A 23,848-nucleotide genomic window follows, 5' to 3' on the forward strand; every position below is an offset into this window, starting at 1 on the left:
CGCCTCGATAAGGAGCCTCCCGCGGCCCGTGGGCCGTGAGCATCCATAGGGGCCGGCCAGTGCGAGGCGAGTCATCATGCGGATCGGATTGATTGCGGGACCGTGGCTTCCGGTTCCGCCGGATGGGTACGGCGGTGTGGAGCTGATGGTCGACTCCCTCGCCCGGGGGCTCACCGAAGCCGGTCACGAGGTGCTGCTGGCCGCACCGGCGGACAGCAGGTGTCCGGTCCCGCTGCTTCCGAACACAGAAGTGTCGGATCCCTCGACCCTGGGAATCACCGGCTCGGAACTGCACCACGTCGCCCGTGCCTATGCCGGGCTCGCCGAGGTGGACCTCATTCATGACCACACCCCGGCCGGACCTTTATACCGGCACCGGCCTCCGCGCGCCGAGGTGGTGGCAACGATCCACAACCGGCTGACTCCGGCCAGCCGGGAATTGTACCGGGCCGCAGCACGGGACACCGCCCTCGTTGCGATCTCACGCAGTCAGCTCAGCGGGTCGCCGGACATCCGGGTGGCCGCGGTCATCCACCATGGCATCGACGTTGCCAGGGTGCCGGTCGGCCGGGGCGAAGGCGGCTATGTCTGTTTCCTCGGACGGATGTGCGCCGAAAAGGGCGTTGTCGAAGCGATTCGCACCGCCCGGGCCGCAGGACTTCCCCTGAAGATCGCGGCGAAGATGCGCGAAGCCGTCGAACTTCAGTACTTCCGCGATGCCGTTGAACCGATCCTGGGGCCGAATGAGGAGTTCCTGGGCGAAGTCGCCGACGGCGACAAATACGCACTTCTCGGGGGCGCAATCGCACTCCTCAACCCGATCCAGTGGCCGGAACCCTTCGGGCTGGTGACGATCGAGGCCCTGGCCACCGGCACGCCGGTCGTCTCGACGCCGCTCGGAGCTGTACCGGAGATCGTTGAACACGGCGTGACGGGGTATCTCGCCGATACTCCGGATGCGCTCGCACCGCTCCTGGCGGGCGCGGCGGGACTTGACCGGGCCGTCATCCGGGCCCGCACCGAGGAGCGTTTCAGTGCGGAACGGATGGTTCATGAGCACCTGGCCCTGTATCTGCAAACTGCGGCGGCGGGGTGAACCGCGGCCTATTGCCGCGGAATCCGGGGTGCGGGACCATGGACACGGGCGAGGGCCCAATGGCTTGTCGGTAGCGGAATATCGATCGGGAGCGGTCCATGAATGGATGGAATGCGGATAATGCTGCAGGCTCACCGGGCCTCGGCGCCGTCACTCTTGTCGAAGGTTCCTCATTCTGCATATCGGCCCAGAGCGGGGACATCCTTCCGGGTCTTCCTCAGGGGGCGTTCTACCAGGACACCCGCATCCTGTCGCGATGGCAGCTGACCGTGGACGGCTCCCCGCTTGAACCCCTGAGCGCACGCACCCCGGAACCCTACCGGGCGGTTTTCGTCGGCAGGCCGAGCGGAACCGACGGCGCCGACAGCCCCATCGTGGTGGAACACGAGCGTGAGGTCGGCCCGGGGCTGCGCGACGACATCCGGCTCCGCAACTTCTCGCAGCGGCAGGTCAGCTGCCGGATCCAGATCCTGATCGACGCCGACCTCAGCGACCTGTTCGAGGTGAAGGGTGGAAGGATAGCCGCCTCAAAGGAAGGCACACGGCAGGTCCGCGGCGACGAACTCCGGATCGAAGCGGTGAGGAACGAGTCCCAGAGGGGGGTCGCGGTGAGCGCACCCGGAGGAGTGGTCACCGAAGGGTCGCTCCTCTTCCTGGCGGAACTCGAACCGCGGGGGTCGTGGTCGGCCCGGATCATCAGCACGCCCCTCGTCGAGGGGGTGGGCCCGGACGAGCCGTTCTCCCCGACCGCGGGGTCCGTGCACCATGTAGCGGCCCAACGGCATGCCGACTGGGAGCGCGAGGCGCCCCGCCTCGCCATCAGCGACCGGAACCTCGAACGCGTCCTCGCCCGCAGCCGGGAGGACCTTGGTGCGCTGAGGATTTTCGATCCCGACGACCCCGGGCGTGCCGCTGTGGCCGCGGGGGCACCGTGGTTCATGGCGCTGTTCGGGAGGGACTCGCTCATCTCCTCCTACATGGCCCTGGTGGTGGATCCCACCCTGGCCGCCGGCACGCTCCAGACGCTGGCGTCCATGCAGGGGGAGAAGGTTGACCGGTCAACGGAGGAGGAGCCCGGAAGGATCCTGCACGAGGTCCGGCTGGGGACCGGCGCCGGGTTGGCACTGGGGCACAACCGTGCGTACTACGGCACCGCCGACGCCACCCCCCTCTTCGTGGCCCTCCTCGGTGAGATGGGCCGGTGGGGACTGGCCAGCGACCTGATCTCGGATCTGCTGCCGCATGCCGACCGCGCCCTGGAGTGGGTGGAGCGGTACGGCGACCGCGACGGCGACGGATTCGTCGAGTATGGGCGGAGGAACAACCACGGACTGGTGAACCAGGGCTGGAAGGACTCCTGGGACGGCATCAACTTCGCCGACGGTTCCCTGGCCGAAGCCCCGCTGGCGCTCTGTGAGGTGCAGGCCTACGTCTACAGCGCCTACCTCGGCCGGGCACTTCTGGCGCGGCAGCTCGGAGATGACCCGGGTGCCGCCAAATGGGCGCATAAGGCGGCGTATCTCAAGGCGGAGTTCAACGACCGGTTCTGGCTGCCGGACAGGGGCTACTTCGCGGTGGCGCTGGACAAGGACAAGAGACCCGTGGACGCGTGCGCCTCCAACATGGGCCACTGCCTGTGGCTTGGCATCGTCGATGCCGACAAGGCGCCCCTTGTGGTCGAGCGGCTCATGTCCGAGGAAATGTTCACAGGATGGGGAATCCGCACCCTCGCCTCCGATATGGGCGCCTACAACCCGGTCAGCTATCACAACGGCTCCGTCTGGCCGCACGACACCACCCTGGTCGCCGCCGGCATCATGAGGTACGGCTTCGTCGAGGAAGCGGTGAGGGTCGCCCGGGGCCTGTTCGACGCCGCCGAGTACTTCGACGGCCGACTGCCCGAGCTTTTCTGCGGCTTCTCCCGCGACGAGTTCGCCGAGCCGGTTCCCTTCCCCACATCGTGTTCCCCGCAGGCCTGGGCGTCGGCGTCCCCGGTCCACCTTCTGCGCACCCTCCTGCGCTTCGACCCGCTCCTGCCGCAGGGCGAGGTGTGCCTGGCCCCGGTGCTGCCGGAGGAATTCGGAAGCGTCAGCGCCGGGAACGTGCGCCTCGGTGCCTCCCGCATCAGCGTGCGCGGCGCGGCAGGCGGCGGGACGATCGAAGGACTTCCGGCGGGCGTGAGACACCGCCCCGCGCCCCGCGGTCCCCTGGAGGACCTCATCTAGGACGGTGTTCTATCGGCTGAGGACACCGCGCCGCCGCGGTCAAGGCCGTGCCGGGCAGGGGATAGAGTGAAAGCCATCCTGCGCCGGCGCGGCCTTTCCGCTGCTCCGGGGCACCCGCCGAACGAAGGAAACCCCGTGCGCTACGTTGTCGGATACACGGAAAACGACCGCGGCCAGGACGCCCTCGCGCTGGCGACCTCGCTGGCCTCCACCCAGGGGGCGCAGGTCGACCTGGTTACCGTGCTCAACCGGCCGCGCTCCGGCGGTGCCGCCCCCGGCACCGACCGCGCCGAGGCCGCTCTCGCCCAGGCCGCCGCCGGCACCCCGGACCACGTCGCCGTACAGACCCATGTGAGGACGGCCGATTCGTTCGCCGAGGGCCTGCTCGAGGCCGCCCGCGAGTTCGAGGCGGAGCTGATCGTGATCGGCGCCTCAAGCAACGGACTGCTGCGGCGCTTCACCGTGGGCAGCGTTGCCAACGCCGTCCTTCACTCCTCGCCGGTGCCGGTGGCGCTCGCGCCGCGCGGCTACCGCCACCGGGACACCATCACCCGCATGTCCTGCGCCGTGGGCACCCGGGCCGGTGCCGGGGCGGTGCTCGACGTCGCCGTCGAATCCGCCGCCCGGCACGGGGTGCCGCTGCGCCTGATCTCGCTGGTGGCCCTGGATGTCAGCGACCCGACGGACTCGGGGGAGGCCGTGAACCAGGCCCACCAGCACGCCAACACGGTGCTCATCAAGGCCGTCGAGCAGCTTCCACGAGGCCACGAGGCCACCATTGCGGTCGCCCACGGCAGGACCATCGAGCAGGCGATCGACGACGTCGAATGGGACGCCGGGGAACTGGTGATCGTCGGCTCGAGCCGCCTCGCCCAGCACAGCCAGCTGTTCCTGGGCTCGACGGCCAACAAGATGCTGCGTGCCCTGCCGGTGCCCATGGTCGTGGTGCCGCGCGACTGGAACCTCGCGGCGGCCTGACCCGCCAGCCCCGGAAGGGGGCTTACGGCCCGGGAGGCAGCGACCCGGGGGGACCCACGGCACGGGAGGAGGCAGCCTCCTAGGGGGAGCTAGTCCCTAGGAGGAGACCGGCGCGGTCTGCCCGGCCGGTGCGGCGCTGCCGGCGGGAGAAGCTCCGCCGGACCCCTTCCGCGGGCGGGCCGAGCGCACCGAGCGCAGCATGTCGATGGTCAGCAGCGCCAGGCCCGACCAGACGAGTCCGAAGCCGACCCAGCGCTCCGGCGGCATCTCCTCCCCGAAGACAAACAGGGCCAGCAGGAACTGCAGGATCGGGGCGAGGTACTGGAGCAGGCCGATGGTGCTCAGGGGCAGCCGGCGCGCGGCCGCTCCGAAGAAGATCAGGGGGACCGCGGTGATGACCCCGGAGGCCGCCATGATCCAGAAGTGCCCGGGACCTTCGGTGGTGAGCGTGGCGGCGCCGGTCGCGCCCAGCCAGATCATCACCGCTGCGGCGACCGGGGTGAGCAGCGCCGTCTCGATGCTCAGGCTCGACACCGCGTCGACGCGGGACCCGACGCGCTTCTTGACGAAGCCGTAGAAGCCGAAGGAGAACGCGAGGATCAGGGCGATCCACGGCACGGTGCCGTACCCGACGGCGAGGACGATAACCGCGACGAAGCCCAGCCCGATGGCCACCCACTGCAGGCGGCGCAGCTTCTCCCGGAGCACGATGACCCCGAGCAGCACCGAGACGATCGGGTTGATGAAGTAGCCGAGGGCCGCCTCGATCGCGTGGCCGGTGGTGACACCGTAGGTGTAGGTCAGCCAGTTCAGGGCGATGAGGGCGCCGGCCACGGCGAGGTTTCCGACGATGCCCGGAGCGCGCACCGCCGCGAGCACGGTGCCCCAGGCCCTGGTCGCGGTCAGCAGCAGGACACAGAAGATCAGGGACCACAGGACGCGGTTCGCGACGATCTCCACCGCGCCGGCCGGGTGGAGGATGAGGAAGTAGAGCGGGAGCAGGCCCCAGAGGCCGTACGCGCCGATGCCGTAGAAGATGCCGAGTGAGTTCTCACTGCGGGCCGGTCGTTGAGTTTTTACCGCTGTCGCATCGCTCACACGGTGAGGAACCGTGAAGGACCGGAAATTATTCCCCGAGGGGCGAAGTGAGATCCACGCCACTGGTTTAGCCCCCTGCGCCGCACTGATTTAGAATAGATAAATGTGCGCAAATTCGGCGCACCGACCGGTTACCTTGAGTGTTTCCACCACGGAAGAAGGCAAATCAGTGTCTACCTCAGCTGCGGGCCGTCCGCTGCGGGTCGCGATCATCGGAGCCGGCCCCGCCGGCGTGTATGCCGCGGACATCCTGACGAAATCCCACCAGGTCCAGGGAGGGGATTTCGAGGTCAGCATCGATCTCTTCGATCAGTACCCGGCCCCCTACGGCCTGATCCGGTACGGTGTGGCACCCGACCATCCGCGCATCAAGGGCATTGTCAACGCCCTGCACAAGGTGCTCGACCGTGGCGACATCCGGTTCCTGGGCAACGTCAACTACGGCCGCGACCTCACGCTTTCGGACTTCCGCCGCTTCTATGACGCGGTCATCTTCGCCACCGGCGCCGTCAGGGACGCCGACCTCAACATCCCCGGGATCGACCTCGAGGGTTCCTTCGGCGGAGCGGACTTCGTCTCCTGGTACGACGGGCACCCCGACGTCAGCCGCGACTGGCCCCTTGACGCCAGGGAAATCGCCGTCATCGGCAACGGCAATGTCGCACTGGACGTCGCCCGGATGCTTTCCAAGCACGCCGACGACCTGCTGACCACCGAGATCCCCGACAACGTCTACGACGGTCTTCGGCGGTCGCCCGTCACCGACGTACACGTCTTCGGGCGGCGCGGTCCGGCGCAGGTCAAGTTCACTCCCCTCGAACTGCGGGAGCTGTCCCACTCGCGCGACGTCGACATCGTCCTCTACCCCGAGGATTTCGACTTCGACGAGGCCTCCGAGAAGCAGATCGCGACGAACAACCAGACCAAGACCATGGTCAAGACCCTCACCAACTGGCTGGTCGAGGACGAGCCCACCGGCGCCTCCCGCCGGCTGCACCTGCACTTCCTGCACACCCCGGTGGAGATTTACGATTCGCCGGAAACCCCGGGCAGGGTAGCCGGCATCCGGTTCGAGCGCACCGAGCTCACCGGGGAGGGCACCGTCCGCGGCACCGGAAGCTTCATCGACTACCCGGTGCAGGCCGTCTACCGGGCCGTGGGCTACTTCGGCTCGGAACTGCCCGAGGTCGGCTTCGACTCGCGGCGCGGCGTGATCCCCAACGAGGGTGGGCGCGTCATCGACCAGGAGGGCAACCCCGTCCCTGGCATCTACGCCACCGGGTGGATCAAGCGCGGACCCGTCGGGCTCATCGGCCACACCAAGGGCGACGCCCTGGAGACCATCGGCTTCCTGCTGGAGGACCGGCTCAACCTGCCGGCGGCCGAGGACCCATCGGAGGACGCCATTATCAAACTGCTCGAATCCCGCGGCGTCCAATACACCACCTGGGAAGGATGGCTGCGCCTGGACGCACACGAGCTGAAACTGGGAGCCAACTTCGTCAACGAGACGGGCAACGGCGACCTCGTCCGGGAACGGGTGAAACTCGTCCCCCGCGAGGACATGATCGCCATATCGCGCGGGGAGTGACCTCGGTTACACTGTGAGTTCCGCCCCCTGTGCGGCGGAATTCATGATGTGGAGTGCCGATGTCGCCGTTCCGACCGACCTCCTCGGGGGACCTTACATCCCGAGTGGTTCAGCAGCGCGCTGTCGACGCGCACAGCGCGCTCGGCCGGGGTGATCCGCCCGAAGGCAGCCTCCGGCGGGTGGTCCACGACTCATGGTTGCGCTCCCTGGGGCATCTGACCGGCCCGGAGCGGGCCGGCGCCCGGCTGTCCTACACTCCGGACGAGCTGGTGGCCTACCGTGAGAGCCATCCGCTGGCAGCCGTGATGCCGGTGATCGACCGGCTCCTCATCCAGCCCAGCCGGGACAGCGGCCTGCTGGTCGCGGTCGGCGACGAGCACGGCAGGCTCCTGTGGGTCCACGGCGACCGGGCATCGCTGCGCAGGGCCGAGGGCATGATGTTCATGGAGGGGGCTGACTGGTCTGAGGCCACCGTCGGCACCAGTGCACCCGGAACCGCCCTGGCCCTTGACAGCAGCGTGCAGATCGCCGGCGCCGAACACTTCAGCCCGCAGGCCCATCCGTGGAGCTGCACCGCGGTGCCGCTGCACGACCCCGATTCCGGCACCGTCCTCGGCGTCGTCGACATCACCGGAGCCTCCGACGCCGTCGCCGGTCACACCCTCTCCCTCGTCCAGGCAAGCGTGGCCGCCGCCGAGGCGCAGCTGACTATCCAGCGGCTGCGCAGCAGGCTCTCCCCGTCCCGCCGGCCCGCCGACCGGGGCGTCCCGCAGTCGCTGTACCGCAGCAGCCTGCAGATCCTCGGCACCGACTACGGACTGCTCCACGCCGGGGGCCGGGCGAGCGAACTGACGCTGCGCCACGCCGAACTCCTCGCCCTGCTCGCCATGCATCCCGAGGGGCTCAGCGCCGAACAGCTCGCCGTGATGGCCTACCCGGAGCATGCGTCGGTGACCACGGTCCGCGCGGAGATGCTGCGCCTGCGCAAGGCCCTCGGCCAGCACGGGGGCGCCCTGATGCCGGCGTCGCGGCCGTACCGGCTGCCGCAGGAACTCATCCTCGATGCGGTGCAGGTGCTGAACCATCTGCACCGGGGCTCGCACCTCCTGGCCCTGGGGATCTACAAGGGCCAGGTGCTTCCCCGCTCCCAGGCCCCGGCGATCACCCGCCTGCGGGGGGAGATCAGCTTCCTGCTGCGGGACGCCGTCCTCAACGACGGTGGGGCCGAGGCCCTGCTGCAGTACCTCCAGCTGCCCGAGGCCGAGTACGACGCCGACGCCTGGATGACGGCCCTGAAGGTGCTTCCGGCACGCTCCCCCCGCCGGTCGGCGGTCGTGGCCCACATCGAACGGCTGGAGCGGGAACTGGGCAGCGACTGGCACCGCTGACGGCCGACGGCCCGCCGGTGGGCCTGCCGGTCGTTGGCCCCTGCGGTGGGCCGTGCAACGTCGGTGCAACGTGCCGCGTCCTAGGCTCGGGGCGTGGACGACGGCGTCCACCGGAGTTTCCAACGCCCAAGGAGTTACACAATGACTGTTTACGCCCAGCCTGGCCAGGACGGATCCAAGGTCAGTTTCAAGCCCCGGTACGAAAACTGGATCGGCGGTGAATGGGCTGCCCCGATCAAGGGCCAGTACTTCGAGAACGTTTCCCCCGTCAACGGGAAGGTCTTCTGCGAGGTTGCCCGCAGCACGGCCGAGGACATCGACCTCGCCCTCGACGCGGCCCACAAGGCGGCTCCGGCGTGGGGGAAGACCTCGGTCGCGGACCGGGCACTGGTCCTGAACCGGATCGCCGACCGCATCGAGGCAAACCTCGAGATGCTCGCGGTCGCCGAGACCTGGGACAACGGCAAGCCCGTCCGTGAGACCCTCGCCGCCGACCTGCCGCTTGCGGCGGACCACTTCCGCTACTTCGCCAGCGCCGTGCGCGCCCAGGAGGGCGGCATCTCCCAGCTCGACGACGACACGACGGCCTACCACTTCCACGAGCCGCTTGGCGTCGTGGGCCAGATCATCCCCTGGAACTTCCCGATCCTCATGGCCGTCTGGAAGCTGGCGCCCGCCCTGGCCGCCGGCAACGCCGTCGTGATCAAGCCGGCCGAGCAGACCCCGGCGTCGATCCTCGTGCTCATGGAGCTGATCAGCGACATCCTGCCCCCGGGCGTGGTCAATGTGGTCAACGGCTTCGGCGTCGAGGCCGGCAAGCCGCTGGCCTCCTCCAAGCGCATCCGCAAGATCGCCTTCACCGGCGAGACCACCACGGGCCGGCTGATCAGCCAGTACGCGAGCCAGAACCTCATCCCGGTCACCCTCGAACTGGGCGGGAAGAGCCCGAACATCTTCTTCTCCGACATCGCGGAGAAGAATGACTCCTTCTACGACAAGGCGCTCGAAGGTTTCGCCCTGTTCGCCTTCAACCAGGGCGAGGTCTGCACCTGCCCGTCGCGGGCGCTGGTCCAGGGTTCGATCTACGACTCGTTCATGTCCGACGCCGTGGCCCGGGTGGAGAAGATGGTGCAGGGCAACCCGCTCGACACCGACACCCAGGTCGGCGCGCAGGCCTCGAACGACCAGTTGGAGAAGATCCTTTCCTACTTCGACATCGGCGCCCAGGAGGGCGCCAAGGTCCTGATCGGCGGTGAGCGACTGATGCTCGACGGCGACCTCGCCGAGGGCTTCTACGTCAAGCCCACGATCTTCGAGGGCACCAACTCCATGCGGGTGTTCCAGGAGGAAATCTTCGGCCCGGTGGTCTCGGTGACCCGGTTCAACGACTACGCCGAGGCGATGGAGATCGCCAATGACACCCTCTACGGGCTCGGAGCCGGCGTCTGGTCGCGCAACGGCAACGTGGCATACCGCGCGGGCCGGGAGATCCAGGCGGGCCGGGTCTGGGTCAACAACTACCACGCCTACCCGGCGGGGGCGGCCTTCGGCGGCTACAAGTCCTCCGGGATCGGCCGCGAGAACCACGCCATGATGCTCGACCACTACCAGCAGACCAAGAACCTCCTGGTCAGCTACTCCGAGAACAAGCTCGGCTTCTTCTAGGAACGCGCCGTGACACTCGAAGCGTCGGTGGTGATCCCGGGGGAGGACTTCTCCCGGGTCGCCCTCACCCCGGAGGCCACCGAGCTGCTGCGCAAGCTCTGGGACCTCCACGGGCCGCTGATGTTCCACCAGTCCGGGGGCTGCTGCGACGGGTCCTCGCCGATGTGCTATCCGGAGGGCGAGTTCCTGACGGCCGAGGCGGACATCCTGCTCGGCGTCCTCGACATCTCCGCCGGGGACGACGGCGGTGAGCCCACCGGGGGTGCCCCCGGGAACGGCGGGAAGCCGATCGGTTTCTGGATGTCCCGGGAGCAGTTCGAGTACTGGAAGCACACCCACCTCACCGTGGATGTGGTGCCGGGGCGCGGGAGCGGCTTTTCGGTGGAGGCGCCCGAGGGCAAGCGGTTCCTCATCCGGTCGAGGCTGATGCCCTAGGCCACGGCCTCCAACAGCAGGGCAACCGACGGGAGTCTCCGGCGCGGCCGGGGCTCCCGTCGGTTGCGTGTCCGGCCGGTCCGCGGCGGGCGCCGCCCGGGGCCGGCTCCGCCGCAGCGGACCGCACCCCGGCCGGTTGCGCCTGCGGAATCCGCCACCAAACCGGTCTCCGGCCTTACACTTCCCTCAACACTGCACGAGGAGAGACGTGACACGTATTGGCATCGTGGCCGAAATGGGCCAGGAGACGCGGGTGGCGGCAACGCCTGCCACGGTGAGGCAGCTGCTGGAACTGGGCTACGACGTCGTGGTCGAGAAGGGTGCGGGCGAGTCCGCCTCGTTCCGGGATGACGCGTACACCGCCGCCGGTGCCGTCATCGGGGGCGCCAACGAGGCATGGGGCAGCGACGTGGTGCTGAAGGTGAACCCGCCCACCGGAGACGAGATCGACCGGCTGGCCGAGGGCGCGACCCTGATCGGAATGCTGAGCCCCGGCCTGCGGCCCGAGCTGGTGGACGCCCTGGCGGCGCGCCCGATCACCGCGCTCGCCCTGGATGCGGTGCCGCGGATCTCCCGGGCGCAGTCCATGGATGTCCTCAGTTCGATGGCGAACATCGCCGGCTACCGGGCGGTCATCGAGGCGGCGCACGAGTTCGGCCGGTTCTTCACCGGGCAGGTGACCGCGGCGGGGAAGGTGCCGCCTGCCAGGGTGTTGGTGGCCGGGGCCGGCGTGGCGGGCCTCGCGGCGATCGGGGCCGCAAGCAGCCTCGGCGCGATCGTGCGCGCTACCGACCCGCGGCCCGAGGTAGCCGATCAGGTGAAGTCCATCGGCGGAACCTACCTCCCGGTCGAGGTCGGCGAGGAAATGACGTCCTCCGACGGGTATGCAAGGGCCACCAGCGAGGCCTACAACGCCCGGGCGGCGGAAATCTACACCGAGCAGGCCCGCGACGTCGACATCATCATCACCACCGCGCTCATCCCGGGACGTCCCGCGCCGAGGCTGCTGACGGCGGCGGATGTGGCGGGGATGCGGCCGGGCAGCGTGATCGTGGACATGGCGGCAGGGCAGGGCGGGAACGTCGAGGGGTCGGTCGCCGGGGAACGGGTGGTCACGGACAACGGCGTGGTGATCCTGGGCTACACGGATTTTCCGGCCCGCCTGCCGGCGCAGGCCTCCCAGCTGTACGGGACGAACCTGCTGAACCTGCTGCGCCTCCTGACGAAGGACAAGGACGGGCAGCTGAGAATCGACTTCGACGACGTGGTGCAGCGCTCGGTCACCGTGGTGCGGAACGGAGAGAAGACCTGGCCGCCGCCACCGGTCCAGGTCTCCGCGGCGCCGGTCTCGACCGTCCGCGCGGCCGTGCCGGCTGCCGGGATGACCACGGCGACGCCGGGACTCAGCGCTGCCGGCAAGGCCGGTCTTCTCGCCGCGGGTATCGCGGTGCTGTTCCTGATCAACGCCGTGGCGCCGGCGCCGCTGCCCCAACACTTCACGGTACTGATGCTCTCCGTCGTGGTGGGCTTCTACGTGATCGGGAAGGTCCACCACGCCCTGCACACCCCACTGATGTCCGTCACGAACGCCATCTCGGGAATCATCGTTATCGGGGCGCTGCTGCAGGTCACCTCGAATGACCCGCTGGTGCAGGTTCTCGCCGCCGCCGCGGTCCTGCTGGCGAGCATCAACATCTTCGGCGGGTTCGCCGTGACCCGGCGCATGCTCGGAATGTTCGCCCGCGGCGACAGGGCTCGACCATGAGCCCGGGCGCCTCAGCACCAACCCTATCGAGGAGCCTGGACGTGTCGACTGCCGTTTCCGGACCATTCACCGCAGAGTCGGTTGCGGGTGCGGCCTACATCGCCGCCGCCCTGCTGTTCATCCTCAGTCTTGCCGGGCTGAGCAGGCACGAGAAAGCCCGGGCCGGGGTCCTCTACGGCATCGCCGGCATGGCCCTCGCCCTGGCGGCGACCATCTGGCTGGCCCTGGAGGGCACCCTGGGAACGGCCCGGGGCTGGACCGGCCTGATCCTGCTCGCAGCCGCCGTCGTGGTCGGCGGCGGGATCGGGCTGTGGCGCGCCCGCGTTGTGGAAATGACCGGCATGCCCGAGCTCATCGCCCTGCTCCACAGCTTCGTCGGCCTTGCCGCCGTCCTGGTCGGCTGGAACGGTCACCTCCAGGCCCCCGCCCTGGCCGGGGACCTGTTGGCGGTGCACCATGCCGAGGTGTTCATCGGCGTGTTCATCGGAGCGGTGACGTTCACCGGGTCGATCGTGGCGTTCCTCAAACTCTCGGCCCGGATGAAGTCAGCCCCGCTGATGCTGCCGGGGAAGAATGCCATCAACCTCGGCGCCCTCGCCGCGTTCGCCGCCCTGACGGTCTGGTACGTCAACGACTCCCGGTTGGAGCTGCTCATCGCCGTCACTGTGCTCGCCTTCGGCCTGGGCTGGCACCTCGTGGCGTCCATCGGGGGCGGGGACATGCCCGTCGTCGTCTCGATGCTCAACAGCTACTCCGGCTGGGCCGCGGCCGCGGCGGGTTTCCTGCTCAACAACGACCTGCTCATCATCACCGGGGCCCTGGTCGGATCCTCCGGCGCCTACCTTTCCTACATCATGTGCAGGGCGATGAACCGCTCGTTCATCTCCGTGATCGCCGGCGGATTCGGCATCGCTCCCGCTGCAGCAACGGACGCCGAGCAGGGTGAATACCGGGAGATCACGGCCCGGCAGACCGCCGAGCTGCTCTTCGACGCCTCGAGCGTGGTGATCACCCCCGGGTACGGCATGGCGGTCGCCCAGGCCCAGTACCCCGTGGCCGAACTCGCGCATCAACTGCGGGCCCGCGGGGTGAACGTGCGGTTCGGCATCCACCCGGTCGCCGGACGCCTGCCCGGGCACATGAACGTCCTGCTCGCCGAGGCCCGGGTCCCCTACGACATCGTTCTGGAGATGGACGAAATCAACGACGACTTCGATGGGACCTCGGTGGTCCTCGTGATCGGGGCCAACGACACCGTCAACCCCGCGGCGGCCGAGGACCCCACCAGCCCCATCGCCGGCATGCCCGTACTGAGGGTCTGGGAGGCCGAGAACGTCATCGTGTTCAAGCGCTCCATGGCAGCAGGTTACGCCGGCGTGCAGAACCCCCTGTTCTTCCGCGGCAACACCTCGATGCTCTTTGGCGACGCCAAAGCGCGGGTCGAGGACATCCTTCGCAGCCTTTCGGAGGACCCCGTGAGCTCTCCGCTGGCAGACAACGCCGCACCCGGTCAGCACTGACCCCGGTTTGGCAGCGGAGCCAGCACCGCGCCGCGGTCAGGCCCGGGGAGAGCCGCCGTGGACCAGGGAGCCGCGCGCCGCGCCGACCATGCCCTCGACCGCGCGGGCCAGGTGCACGCCGCGGTCGTTGACCCCGTCCCAGCGAACCAGCGCCTGGGCGTTCAGGCCGTCGATCATGCCCAGGATCTGCCAGGCGACGGAGGCCGCGTCCGGGGTCTCGAACCGCCCCGCCGCGATTCCCGCCTCGACGACGTCCTGCAGCACCGCCTGCCAGGCGTCCATCTGGACGCGGACGCTGGCGGCGAGTGCCTCGTTCCGGCGGCCAAGGGTCCAGGCCTCAACCCAGACCGCGGTCACGTCGAGGCGCGCCCCGTCCAGCAGTGTGTCCAGGAGGAGAGCGAGCCGCTGCGGCGGTTCCGGGAGCCGGGCCAGCAGGGCGGCGACCTCCGCCGTTTCGGCTGCCACGATGGTGGCGAAGGTGTCCGCCACGAGCGCGTCGACGTTCGGCTGGTAATGCGCAACGAGACCGGAGGCCACGCCCACCCGCGCCGCAACACTGCGCAGCGTGATCGCCGCAAGGCCCCGCTCCAGGGCCAGTTGACGGGCGGCTTCGGCGATTTCGGCGGCGCGCTCGGACGGTGCTTTCCGGGCCGCGCGCCTCGGAGGAGTGCTTGACATCACGCTTCAGTCTAAAGTAGTTTTCAAGCCTGTTGATCATCTGATCAATAAAAGAATGTGCAGCGCCGCCACGAACGGCCGAGGGCCCCGGGCTCCGGCGCCGGAGGGCCGCACGGGATGAAGGAGCCGCAGATGGCCTGGAGGATGCCGGCCGAGACCGCACCGCACGAACGCACCTGGATGGCGTTTCCCCGGGCGGGGCTGACCCTCGGCGCGGACGCCGCGTCGGCGGCCGAAGCCTATGCCGCGTGGACCGCCGTCGCGCACGCGGTCGCGGAGTTCGAACCGGTCACCATGGCGGTCGACCCCAGCGAAATGGTGCGCGCCCGGAACCTGCTCGGCAGCGCCGTCGGGCTCCACGAGGTCCCCCTCGACGAGTTCTGGATGCGCGACGTCGGACCGACCTTCGTGCTCGACGACGAGCGCCCCGGCGTCCTCGGCGCGGTGGACTGGACCTTCAACGGCTGGGGCGCCCCCGCCTGGTCCGAATGGGAGAAGAGCGCGGAGATGGCCCGCGTCGTCGCAGCGCAGAGCGGCGCCGAGCTCATCAGCTCGATGCTCGTCAACGAGGGCGGGGCGATCCACGTCGACGGCGCCGGGACGGTCCTCGTCACCGAGACGGTCCAGCTGGATCCACGCCGGAACCCCTACGCGGACAAGGCGCGCGTCGAGGCGGAGCTGGCGCGCACTCTCGGCGCAATGAAGATTATCTGGGTGCCCCGCGGCCTCACCCGCGACTACGAGGACCTGGGTACCCGCGGCCACATCGACATGGTTGCCACCCTGCCCTCGCCCGGCCGGGTCCTGCTTCACCTCCAGTCCGACCCCGGCCACCCCGACTTCGAGGTCAGCCGCACGCTGTCGGCCTTCTTCGAGACCCAGACCGACGCCGCAGGCAAGCCCTTCGAAATCGTCCCGCTGCCGGCGCCTGCCACCCTGCGCGACAGCGAAGGGTTCGTCGACTGGAGCTACGTCAACCACCTCGTGGTCAACGGCGGCGTGATCGCCTGCGGCTACGGCGAAGAACGCGCCGACGCCCTGGCCGCCGAGATCCTCGCGGAGGCCTACCCCGGCCGGCGGGTGGTGACCGTGGACGCCCGGCCGATCCTGGCCAGGGGCGGGGGCATCCACTGCATCACCCAGCAGCAGCCGGCACTGGACGGAGGGAACGCCTGATGGCCCGGTTCGACGTCGTCGAGGCCTCCATTGCGCAGCTGCGGGCCGCCCTGGAGTCCGGGGAGGCGACCAGCGAGGACCTCACCCGGGCCTATCTCGAGCGGATCGAGGCCTACGACCGGAGCGGCCCCCGGCTGAACGCGGTCGTGGTGTCCAACCCCGGGGCCCTTGCCGACGCCCGGGCCTCCGACGCACGGCGGGCCGACGGCGCCGTGCTCGGACCGCTGGATGGCATCCCGTACACCGCCAAGAACAGCTATCTGGCCGAGGGGCTCACGGCCGCCGCGGGCTCCCCGGCCTTCGAGCACCTCACCGCCCAGCGCGACGCCTTCACCATTGAACGACTCCGGGGCGGCGGCGCGGTCCTGATCGGGCTGACCAACATGCCCCCGATGGCCAATGGCGGCATGCAGCGCGGGCTCTACGGACGCGCCGAGAGCCCCTACAACGCCGACTATCTCACCGCGGCCTTCGCCTCGGGATCCTCAAACGGCTCGGGCACGGCGACCGCGGCGAGCTTCGCGGCCTTCGGCCTGGGCGAGGAAACCTGGTCCAGCGGACGGGCACCGGCGTCGAACAACGCCCTGTGCGCCTACACGCCCTCCCGGGGAATCATCTCGGTGCGCGGCAACTGGCCCCTGGTGCCGACCATGGACGTGGTCGTTCCGCACACCCGCTCCATGGCCGACCTGCTCGAGCTGCTCGACGTGATCGTCGCCGACGACGCCGAGACCCGCGGCGACTTCTGGCGCGCCCAGCCGTGGGTGGAGATCCCGCCCGCATCGGACCTGCGGCCGCCGTCCTACCCGGCGCTGGCCCCGGCGGGCCCCGACGGCGCCCGGGCGGCGCTGGCGGGCCGGCGCTTCGGGGTGCCCCGCATGTACATCAACGCCGATCCGGACGCCGGCACAGGGGAGAGCCCGGGCATCGGTGGGCCCACCGGACGGCGCATCGAGACGCGCCCGTCGGTAATCGCCCTCTGGGAGGCTGCCCGCCGCGACCTCGAGGCGGCCGGCGCCGAGGTGGTGGACGTCGACTTCCCGGTGGTCTCCAACTACGAGGGCGACCGCCCCGGCGCCCCCACTCTCGCCACCCGCGGACTGGTCAGCCCCCACTACCTTGAGCGCGAGATCACCGACCTCTCGTCGTGGGCGTGGGACGACTTCCTGAAGGCCAATGGCGATCCGGCCCTCGACAGCCTGGCAGCGGTCGACGGCGCGGCGATCTTCCCGGCCCCCGAGGGTGCGCTTCCGGACCGCTACGACGGGTTCGACGACGACATCACCACCTATCCGGACCGCGTCCGCGACCACCCGGTGGAGTCCTTCCTTGCGATCCCGCACCTGGCCGAGGGCCTGCGCGGGCTCGAGGAAACCCGCCGCGTTGACCTCGAGGAGTGGATGGAGCGCCTCGGTCTGGACGCCGTGGTCTTCCCCGCCGCCGCCGATGTTGGACCGGCGGACATGGACGTCAATCCCGCCTCCGCCGACCTCGGCTGGCGCAACGGGGTCTGGGTCGCCAACGGCAACCTGGTCCCGAGGCACCTGGGCATCCCGACCGTGACCGTGCCGATGGGCACGATGGCCGACACCGGCATGCCCGTCGGCCTCACCTTCGCCGGCCGGGCCTACGACGACGCCGCCCTCCTGGGGTTCGCCGCCGCCTTCGAGGCGACGGGCCGGCGCCGCACTCCGCCGCCGAGGACTCCGCCGCTGGGCTGAGTCCGGCGGCCTAACCCGGCCATTTACCTCAGGCTGCCCACGAGCGGGCCCCCGTTACCAGTTGGGCGCCGCGGCTCAGCGGTTCACCGTCGACATGTCCGCATACCGGTCCCCTACCGGCGCGGCGACGGCGCTCAGTACGGCGAGGTGGTCGCCCGAGAGTTCGAGGGCCTCGGCGGCGATGTTCTCCTCGAGGTGCTCGATCCTGCGGGTGCCGGGAATGGGTGCGATGTTCCCGCCCTGGGCGAGCAGCCAGGCGAGGGCCACCTGCCCGGGGGTCGCTCCGACCTGCTGCGCCACGGCGTCGACCTGTTCGACGATCCGGATGTTCGCCTCAAGGTTATCCCCGGCGAAACGCGGGTTGTAGCGCCGGACGTCCGCCTCGTCGAGCTGGTCGAGGCTGCGGATGGTCCCGGTAAGGAATCCGCGGCCCAGGGGCGAGTACGGAACGAACCCGATGCCGAGTTCGCGCACCAGCGGGAGGATCTCCTGCTCGGGGTCGCGGGTCCACAGCGAGTATTCGGTCTGCAGCGCCGTTACCGGGTGCACGGCGTGGGCACGGCGGAGGGTGGCCGGCGCCGCCTCGGACAGGCCGATATGCCGGATCTTTCCCTGCCCGACCAGTTCGGCCAGGGCGCCCATCGTCTCCTCGACGGGGACGGCGGGGTCCATCCGGTGCTGGTAGTACAGGTCGATGTGGTCCGTGCCCAGACGCCGGAGGGAGCCTTCGACGGCCAGGCGCACATTCGCCGGGCTGCCGTCCAGGCCCCGCTCGCCCGAGGCGGTGTGGCGGATGACACCGAACTTGGTGGCGATCACCACCCGGTCCCGCCGGTCGGCGAAGGCCCGGCCCAGCAGTTCCTCGTTCGTGTAGGGGCCATAGATCTCGGCTGTGTCGAAGAAGGTGATGCCTCGATCGAGCGCGTGGTGGAGGGTGCGCACGGCTGCGTCGTCGTCGGTGCCGCTGCCGGTGTAGAAGGCCGACATGCCCATGCAGCCGAGGCCCAGCCGCGAGACCTCCAGGTCCTGTCCCAGGGTGAGGTGTTTCATCTCAACGCCTTTCGGTGGGGTTTTCCGGCAAGCCTAGACCCGCGCGGTCGGCCCGGTCTCCTGTCCGCATCCCGTCCGTCGGAATATTTCTTGCACAGCGTGCAAAATTCAGCGTAGCCTCGAAGCGTGCAAACGGTTGAGGACGCGGCGGAGCCCCCGGAGCCTGTGGGCCGTCGGGAACAGAACAAGATCGACACCCGCCGGGCGATCGCCGGGGCCGCGCTCACCCTGGCGCGCAGCAAGGGAGCCGGATCGTTCACCGTGGACCAGATCGCGGCCCGGGCCGGGGTTTCGCGGCGCACCTTCTTCAACTACTTCCACAGCGCCGAGGAAGCCCTCAACGTCAGCACCGAGTCCTTCCTCGAACTCGCCATCTCCAGTTTCTCCCGGCGCCCGGCGGGGGAGCCGCTGCTCGACGCGATGATCGCCGCGCTCGCCGCCACCGCGAAGGTCCAGGACCTCGCGGTTCATGGAGAGCTCTTCCGGATGGCGGCGGGCAGCCCGGAACTGCTGCGGGCCCAGCTTCACGCCTGGGAACGGGCGGAAGCCCGGATCATCGAGGCCGTCACCCACCACCTCCAGGGCGGCGCCTCGCCCCTCTATGTCAGCGCCCTGGTCGGCTCGGTGCTCTCCTGCGCCAAGGCGGCGATGCACGACTGGGCCGCCGACGACCCGGACCGGCACGGGGATGCCGGTGGCGCCCTCGAGGAACGCATGGTGCTGGCCCTCTCAATGCTCCGGGACGGCTTCGCGCACCCCGCCTGATCCGCTCATACCCACGCCGCCCGCCCCCACCTCCGTCACCCCACCTCCGTCACCCCACCTCCGTCACCCCACCTCCGTTACCCAAGGACACTTCCAATGGCATTTCTGCTCTACCGGCTCGGCAAGTTCGCCTACCGCAGGCGGTGGTGGGTCGTCTCCGCCTGGCTGGCCGTCATGGTGGCCGTGGGGGCCTCCGCCGTCTTCTTCTCCGGCACCCTCACCAACAACTTCTCCATCCCCGGCACCGAGTCCCAGCGCGTCGCGGACCAGCTGCGGCGCGAACTGCCCGAGGCCGTCGGCGGCACCGGGACGGTCGTCTTCCGGACCGAGAACGGCGCGGCCTTCACCCCGGACCAGGAGGCTGCGGTCCGGGAGGCCCTCGCCGGCGTCGCCGACCTCGACGGCGTCAGGTCGGTCGTCGACCCCTTCGCCGTGACGGAGCAGCTCGACGGGGGACGGTCGGAGCTTGAGAGCGGCCGCGCCGAGCTTGCCGCAGGAGAGGAGCAGCTGGCCTCGGGCCGGCAGCAGCTCGAGGAGGGCCAGCAGCAGCTCGACTCCCAGCGGGACCAGCTTGAACAGAGTGCGGCCTCCCTGCCGGGTCCTGCCCTGGATGCCGCCCGGGCCCAGCTCGCCGAGGGGCAGCAGCGCCTCGACGCCGGCCGGGCCGAGCTTGAGGGCAGCGCGGCCGAACTCGAGCGGGGCAGGACCGAACTCGAACTGGCCGAACGCCGCCTCGGGGCCTCCTCGGGCATCCGACTGGTGGCGGAGGACCGGTCCGCCGCCGTCGCCAGCGTCCAGTTCGAGAAGTCCATCAACGCCGTGTCCCCGGAACTGCGCGAAGCCGTGCAGGAGGAGGCCGGAACCGCCGCCGGCGGCGGCGTCACCGTGGACTACAGCAAGGACATCGTCGAGGACGTCTCCGAGATCTTCGGCTACGCCGAGGTCATCGGCCTGCTCGTCGCCGCCCTGGTCCTTGTCCTCATGCTGGGTACGCTCGTCGCCGCAGGCCTTCCCCTCCTGATGGCCGTGATCGGTGTCGGCGTCGGGGTGGGCATCACCTTCGCCCTGTCCGGGATCATCGAGATGAACAGCATCTCCCCGGTCCTGGCGCTGATGCTGGGTCTGGCCGTGGGCATCGACTACTCCCTCTTCATCGTGAACCGGCACCGCACGCAACTCCTGCACGGGATGGGCCTTGAGGAGTCGGTCGGCCGGGCCACAGGCACCGCCGGCAACGCCGTCCTCTTCGCCGGGCTCACCGTCGTGGTCGCGCTGGCGGCTCTCGCCGTGCCCGGCCTGCCGTTCCTCACCGTCATGGGCCTGTCCGCCGCGGGAACAGTCGCCGTCTCGGTGCTCGTGGCCCTGACCCTCACCCCGGCCCTGCTCGCCGTTCTCGGCACCCGGCTCATCTCCGCGCGGGCGTGGGCCCGCAACGCCCACCGGTCCAGCGGGACCTCCCCGGAGGAGGAGCAGCGGGCCCAGGACCGGCGGGCCGAGGGCGGCCGCGGCTGGGGCGGCCTCGTCACCCGCAGGCCGGCGCTCACCCTCGTGGCCGGCGTCCTGCTGCTCGGCGCCATCGCCGTGCCCGCTGCCCAGCTGCGGGTGGGCCTGCCCGACGGCGGATCCGAGCCCGCCGACTCCACCGCCTTTCAGGCCTACAGCACCGTCGACGAAAAGTTCGGCGAGGGCGCCAACGGTCCGCTGATCGTCGTCGGGGCGATGCCGGCCACCGCGGACGAGGCTGCCCTGGCCGAACTGCAGCTCGACGTCAACGACCTGCTGGCAGACATCCCCGACGTCGCCGCCTCGGTTCCCGCTTCGGTGAGCGCCGACGGGCGCACCGCCGTCTTCCAGGTGCTCCCCGAGGAGGGGCCGGCCAGCGAATCCACCGAGGACCTCGTGCGCACCCTGCGCGCCTCCTCCGACGGCATCGAGGACACGACCGGGGTCTCCGTGTCGGTGACCGGCCAGACGGCCGCGAACATCGATGTCTCGGCCCGGCTGATGGAGGCCATGCCGCTCTACCTGGCCATCGTCGTCGGGCTTTCGCTGCTCCTGCTCCTGCTGGTGTTCCGCTCGGTGCTCGTGCCGCTCATCGCGACGGCCGGGTTCCTGCTCTCCCTGCTGGCGAGCTTCGGGGCCACCGTGGCGATCTACCAGTGGGGCTGGTTCGGGGACCTCTTCGGCGTGACCAACCCCGGCCCGATCCTCAGCTTCCTGCCCATCATCCTGATCGGGGTGCTGTTCGGGCTCGCGATGGACTACCAGATGTTCCTCGTCTCGGGAATGCGCGAGGCGTATGTCCACGGGGGGAGCGCCCGGGCCGCGGTGAGGGTCGGGTTCAGCCACGGCGCACGGGTTGTCACAGCGGCGGCGATCATCATGGTGTCGGTGTTCGCCGGCTTCGTGTTCTCGCACCTGACCATGGTCCGGCCGATCGGTTTCGGGCTGGCCTTCGGAGTGCTCCTCGACGCCTTCGTGGTGCGCATGACGCTCGTGCCCGCCGCGATGTACCTGCTGGGCCGGAAGGCCTGGTGGCTGCCGCGCTGGCTGGATACGATCCTGCCCGACGTCGACGTCGAGGGGGCGAAGCTCACCCCGCGGCCCGAACCGCAGCGGGAGCCCGTGCCGGCAGCGGGCTGACCGCCGGCCCACCCTTTCGCGACCGAACGGCCCGAAAGCGACCGCCGCGCCGGATATATCCGGCGCGGCGGTCGCTTTCCCGGGCCGCGGTCGCTCTCGGGGTCGCGGACCGCTCCCGCGGTGTGCCCCGGAGGACCACATGGTGGCCCTTGCAAACTATCTCACCATGTGGACGGATTCCGTCCCAGCGGCTGGACCTCAATACGCTTGTCTGGGCAGTTTTTCCCCCGCTGCCGCACCCCCCTTGTGAAAGTTGCAGGCCATTGAACCTATTGCGCACAAAATCGATTGAGCAGTCGATTGCAGACTCGGACGAAAAGGGGCGCCGGCTCAAGCGTTCCCTGAACACGTGGGACCTCATGATCATGGGCGTTGCCGTGGCCGTGGGTGCGGGGATCTTCTCCGTCGGAGCCCAGGCCGCCGCGTTCAATGCCGGACCGGCCGTCACCATCTCCTTTGTGCTCGCCGCGATCACCTGCGCGCTGGCCATCATGTGCTACGCCGAATTCGCCACCGCCATTCCCGTGGCCGGCAGCGCCTATGTCTTCACCTACGCCACCATGGGCGAACTCATCGCCTGGGTCATCGGCTGGAACCTTATCCTCGAGCTCCTCATGGCCGCGGCCGTCATCGCGAAGTTCTGGGGCATCTACCTCAGCGACCTGTTCGCGGTGCTCAACCTCGACGTGCCCTCGGAGATCAGCTTCTTCGGGCTTCCCCTCTACTGGGGACCGCTGCTGATCGTCGCGATCTTCACCGCCGTGCTGGTGCTGGGCACCAAGCTCTCCGCCCGCGTGAACAGCGTCTTTACCGTCATCAAGATCGCGATCGTCCTCTTCGTCATCGTCGTCGGGTTCTTCTACGTCAGCCCCGAGAACTACACGCCGTTCGTGCCGGAATCCCAGCCGCCGGCCGACACCGAGGCCAAGTGGGCCGACCAGCCCTTCCTGTCCTTCCTCTCCGGAGCCACCCCGTCGGCGTTCGGCTTCACCGGAATCATCTCCGGCGCCGCGCTGGTCTTCTTCGCCTTCATCGGCTTCGACGTCGTCGCGACCTCGGCGGAAGAGGTCAAGAACCCGAGCCGGACCCTGCCGCGCGGCATCTTCGCCGGCCTGGCCGTCGTTACGGTGCTCTACATCCTCGTGACCCTCGTGGTCACCGGCATGGTTTCCCACACCGAGCTCGGTGAGTCGGGCGCCCCGTCCCTGGCGACCGCGTTCCAGCTCGTCGGCGCCGACTGGGCCGCCGGAGTCATTTCGATCGGCAGCCTCATCGGCCTGACCACCGTCATCATGGTGCTGCTCATGGGCCTGGCCCGGGTGGTCTTCGCCCTGAGCCGGGACGGGCTGATGCCCCGCTTCCTGAGCCGCACCTCCGAGAAGCGCGGCACCCCCGCCCGCACGCAGATCCTGTGCGGCGTCGTCGTCGCCCTGCTCGCCGGGTTCACCCAGGTCGAGATCCTCGCCGAAATGATCAACATCGGCACCCTCTCCGCCTTCATCATGGTCAGCGTCGGCATCCTGGTGCTGCGGCGCAAGCGACCTGACCTGTTGCCGGCGTTCCGGGTGCCCTTCGGCAAGATCATCCCGATCGTGTCGGCGCTGCTGTGCATCTACCTGATGCTCAACCTCGCCACGATCACCTGGGTGTTCTTCGCCGCATGGCTGGTCGCCGGATTCGCCATCTACTTCGCCTACGGCTACCGCCACTCCCAGCTCAATGCGAAGACCGCGGCGGGCTCGACCGAGCCGGATGCCGACGAGATGGTCGGCGCCGGGACGCGCTGACGCCTCCGTTCACGACGAACACACCCCAAAACGACGGGCGCACCGGAAATATCCGGTGCGCCCGTCGTTTTCGTGTACCTAGGCCGCATTGCGGCGCCGCGGTCCGGTGGATCGCTCCCCGCGAATGCCGACGGCCCCGGAGCGGCCCGTCGGGAGGCGATGACACCTCCGTTCACGACGAACGCACCCCGAAACGACAGACGCACCTTAAAACGTCGAACGCACCTGGAAAACCGGGTGCGTTCGACGTTTTCTGGCGCGTGCGGC

17 protein-coding genes are annotated in these 23,848 nt (G+C 69.5%); 14 read left to right on the top strand and 3 right to left on the bottom strand.

Annotation, left to right across the window (positions count from 1 at the left end; translation table 11 throughout):
• The first annotated feature begins 76 nt into the window (after positions 1 to 76).
• From E2F48_RS09955 to E2F48_RS09965, 3 genes are all read left to right on the top strand, one after another.
• Positions 77 to 1,096, top strand: a complete 1,020-nt coding sequence (locus tag E2F48_RS09955) for a glycosyltransferase family 4 protein (protein ID WP_133403823.1) — start codon at positions 77 to 79, stop codon at positions 1,094 to 1,096.
• Between the two features lie 98 nt (positions 1,097 to 1,194).
• Positions 1,195 to 3,321, top strand: coding sequence for an amylo-alpha-1,6-glucosidase (locus tag E2F48_RS09960; RefSeq protein WP_133403824.1), 2,127 nt, complete (start codon positions 1,195 to 1,197; stop codon positions 3,319 to 3,321).
• Positions 3,322 to 3,456: 135 nt separating this feature from the next.
• Positions 3,457 to 4,299 carry a universal stress protein gene (locus E2F48_RS09965; RefSeq protein WP_133403825.1) on the top strand — a complete coding sequence of 281 codons (843 nt, stop codon included), beginning with the start codon at positions 3,457 to 3,459 and terminating at the stop codon, positions 4,297 to 4,299.
• A gap of 96 nt (positions 4,300 to 4,395) precedes the next feature.
• Here E2F48_RS09965 and rarD read toward each other — a convergent pair whose 3' ends face one another.
• Complete coding sequence (rarD, locus tag E2F48_RS09970) at positions 4,396 to 5,397, bottom strand: EamA family transporter RarD (RefSeq protein ID WP_246018773.1); 1,002 nt, start codon at positions 5,395 to 5,397, stop codon at positions 4,396 to 4,398.
• A gap of 169 nt (positions 5,398 to 5,566) precedes the next feature.
• On the opposite strand from rarD, the gene E2F48_RS09975 reads away from it, so the two are divergent.
• From E2F48_RS09975 to pntB, 6 genes are all read left to right on the top strand, one after another.
• A complete protein-coding gene (locus E2F48_RS09975) occupies positions 5,567 to 6,988 on the top strand; it encodes an FAD-dependent oxidoreductase (protein ID WP_133403827.1) in 1,422 nt (473 codons plus the stop codon).
• Between the two features lie 59 nt (positions 6,989 to 7,047).
• Positions 7,048 to 8,376, top strand: coding sequence for a GAF domain-containing protein (locus E2F48_RS09980; RefSeq protein ID WP_133403828.1), 1,329 nt, complete (start codon positions 7,048 to 7,050; stop codon positions 8,374 to 8,376).
• A 141-nt stretch (positions 8,377 to 8,517) separates the two neighbouring features.
• Positions 8,518 to 10,041 (top strand): acetaldehyde dehydrogenase ExaC, encoded by a 1,524-nt coding sequence (gene exaC / locus E2F48_RS09985; protein WP_133403829.1) that lies wholly within the window; start codon positions 8,518 to 8,520, stop codon positions 10,039 to 10,041.
• Between the two features lie 9 nt (positions 10,042 to 10,050).
• A complete protein-coding gene (locus tag E2F48_RS09990) occupies positions 10,051 to 10,476 on the top strand; it encodes a DUF779 domain-containing protein (RefSeq protein WP_133403830.1) in 426 nt (141 codons plus the stop codon).
• 208 nt (positions 10,477 to 10,684) lie between these two features.
• Positions 10,685 to 12,241, top strand: coding sequence for a Re/Si-specific NAD(P)(+) transhydrogenase subunit alpha (locus tag E2F48_RS09995; protein WP_133403831.1), 1,557 nt, complete (start codon positions 10,685 to 10,687; stop codon positions 12,239 to 12,241).
• Between the two features lie 41 nt (positions 12,242 to 12,282).
• Positions 12,283 to 13,761: a Re/Si-specific NAD(P)(+) transhydrogenase subunit beta gene (pntB, locus tag E2F48_RS10000; RefSeq protein ID WP_246018794.1), complete on the top strand. Its 1,479-nt coding sequence runs from the start codon at positions 12,283 to 12,285 to the stop codon at positions 13,759 to 13,761.
• 36 nt (positions 13,762 to 13,797) lie between these two features.
• Here pntB and E2F48_RS10005 read toward each other — a convergent pair whose 3' ends face one another.
• On the bottom strand, positions 13,798 to 14,439 hold the full coding sequence (locus E2F48_RS10005) for a TetR/AcrR family transcriptional regulator (RefSeq protein WP_133403833.1): 642 nt from the start codon (positions 14,437 to 14,439) through the stop codon (positions 13,798 to 13,800).
• 132 nt (positions 14,440 to 14,571) lie between these two features.
• Between E2F48_RS10005 and E2F48_RS10010 the strand changes: the two genes are divergently transcribed.
• Together E2F48_RS10010 and E2F48_RS10015 are read left to right on the top strand one after the other, a co-directional pair.
• Positions 14,572 to 15,615 carry an agmatine deiminase family protein gene (locus E2F48_RS10010; RefSeq protein WP_133403834.1) on the top strand — a complete coding sequence of 348 codons (1,044 nt, stop codon included), beginning with the start codon at positions 14,572 to 14,574 and terminating at the stop codon, positions 15,613 to 15,615.
• Complete coding sequence (locus tag E2F48_RS10015) at positions 15,615 to 17,336, top strand: amidase (RefSeq protein ID WP_133403835.1); 1,722 nt, start codon at positions 15,615 to 15,617, stop codon at positions 17,334 to 17,336. Before E2F48_RS10010 ends, E2F48_RS10015 begins: the two co-directional genes overlap by 1 nt.
• Before the next feature lie 75 nt (positions 17,337 to 17,411).
• Here the strand turns inward: E2F48_RS10015 and E2F48_RS10020 are convergent, their stop codons facing one another.
• Complete coding sequence (locus E2F48_RS10020) at positions 17,412 to 18,386, bottom strand: aldo/keto reductase (RefSeq protein WP_133403836.1); 975 nt, start codon at positions 18,384 to 18,386, stop codon at positions 17,412 to 17,414.
• Between the two features lie 126 nt (positions 18,387 to 18,512).
• Here E2F48_RS10020 and E2F48_RS10025 point away from each other — a divergent pair, with 126 nt between their 5' ends.
• From E2F48_RS10025 to E2F48_RS10035, 3 genes are all read left to right on the top strand, one after another.
• Positions 18,513 to 19,151: a TetR/AcrR family transcriptional regulator gene (locus E2F48_RS10025; RefSeq protein ID WP_133403837.1), complete on the top strand. Its 639-nt coding sequence runs from the start codon at positions 18,513 to 18,515 to the stop codon at positions 19,149 to 19,151.
• 96 nt (positions 19,152 to 19,247) lie between these two features.
• Positions 19,248 to 21,794 (top strand): MMPL family transporter, encoded by a 2,547-nt coding sequence (locus E2F48_RS10030; protein WP_133403838.1) that lies wholly within the window; start codon positions 19,248 to 19,250, stop codon positions 21,792 to 21,794.
• A 263-nt stretch (positions 21,795 to 22,057) separates the two neighbouring features.
• The gene (locus E2F48_RS10035; RefSeq protein WP_133403839.1) at positions 22,058 to 23,581 is read left to right on the top strand and encodes an amino acid permease; all 1,524 of its coding nucleotides are present in this window, start codon (positions 22,058 to 22,060) and stop codon (positions 23,579 to 23,581) included.
• The last annotated feature ends 267 nt before the right edge of the window (positions 23,582 to 23,848 follow it).

The sequence above is a fragment of the Arthrobacter crusticola genome, from assembly GCF_004357995.1.
In the GTDB taxonomy this organism is placed as follows: Bacteria; Actinomycetota; Actinomycetes; order Actinomycetales; family Micrococcaceae; genus Arthrobacter_D; species Arthrobacter_D crusticola.

Coding starts and splice junctions, on each gene's coding strand:
- E2F48_RS10005 (WP_133403833.1), bottom strand. CDS start 14,439: ATGTCAAGCACTCCTCCGAGGCGCGCGGCCCGGAAAGCACCGTCCGAG.
- exaC (WP_133403829.1), top strand. CDS start 8,518: ATGACTGTTTACGCCCAGCCTGGCCAGGACGGATCCAAGGTCAGTTTC.
- E2F48_RS09960 (WP_133403824.1), top strand. CDS start 1,195: ATGAATGGATGGAATGCGGATAATGCTGCAGGCTCACCGGGCCTCGGC.
- E2F48_RS09955 (WP_133403823.1), top strand. CDS start 77: ATGCGGATCGGATTGATTGCGGGACCGTGGCTTCCGGTTCCGCCGGAT.
- E2F48_RS10020 (WP_133403836.1), bottom strand. CDS start 18,386: ATGAAACACCTCACCCTGGGACAGGACCTGGAGGTCTCGCGGCTGGGC.
- E2F48_RS10015 (WP_133403835.1), top strand. CDS start 15,615: ATGGCCCGGTTCGACGTCGTCGAGGCCTCCATTGCGCAGCTGCGGGCC.
- E2F48_RS09980 (WP_133403828.1), top strand. CDS start 7,048: ATGTCGCCGTTCCGACCGACCTCCTCGGGGGACCTTACATCCCGAGTG.
- E2F48_RS10010 (WP_133403834.1), top strand. CDS start 14,572: ATGGCCTGGAGGATGCCGGCCGAGACCGCACCGCACGAACGCACCTGG.
- E2F48_RS10030 (WP_133403838.1), top strand. CDS start 19,248: ATGGCATTTCTGCTCTACCGGCTCGGCAAGTTCGCCTACCGCAGGCGG.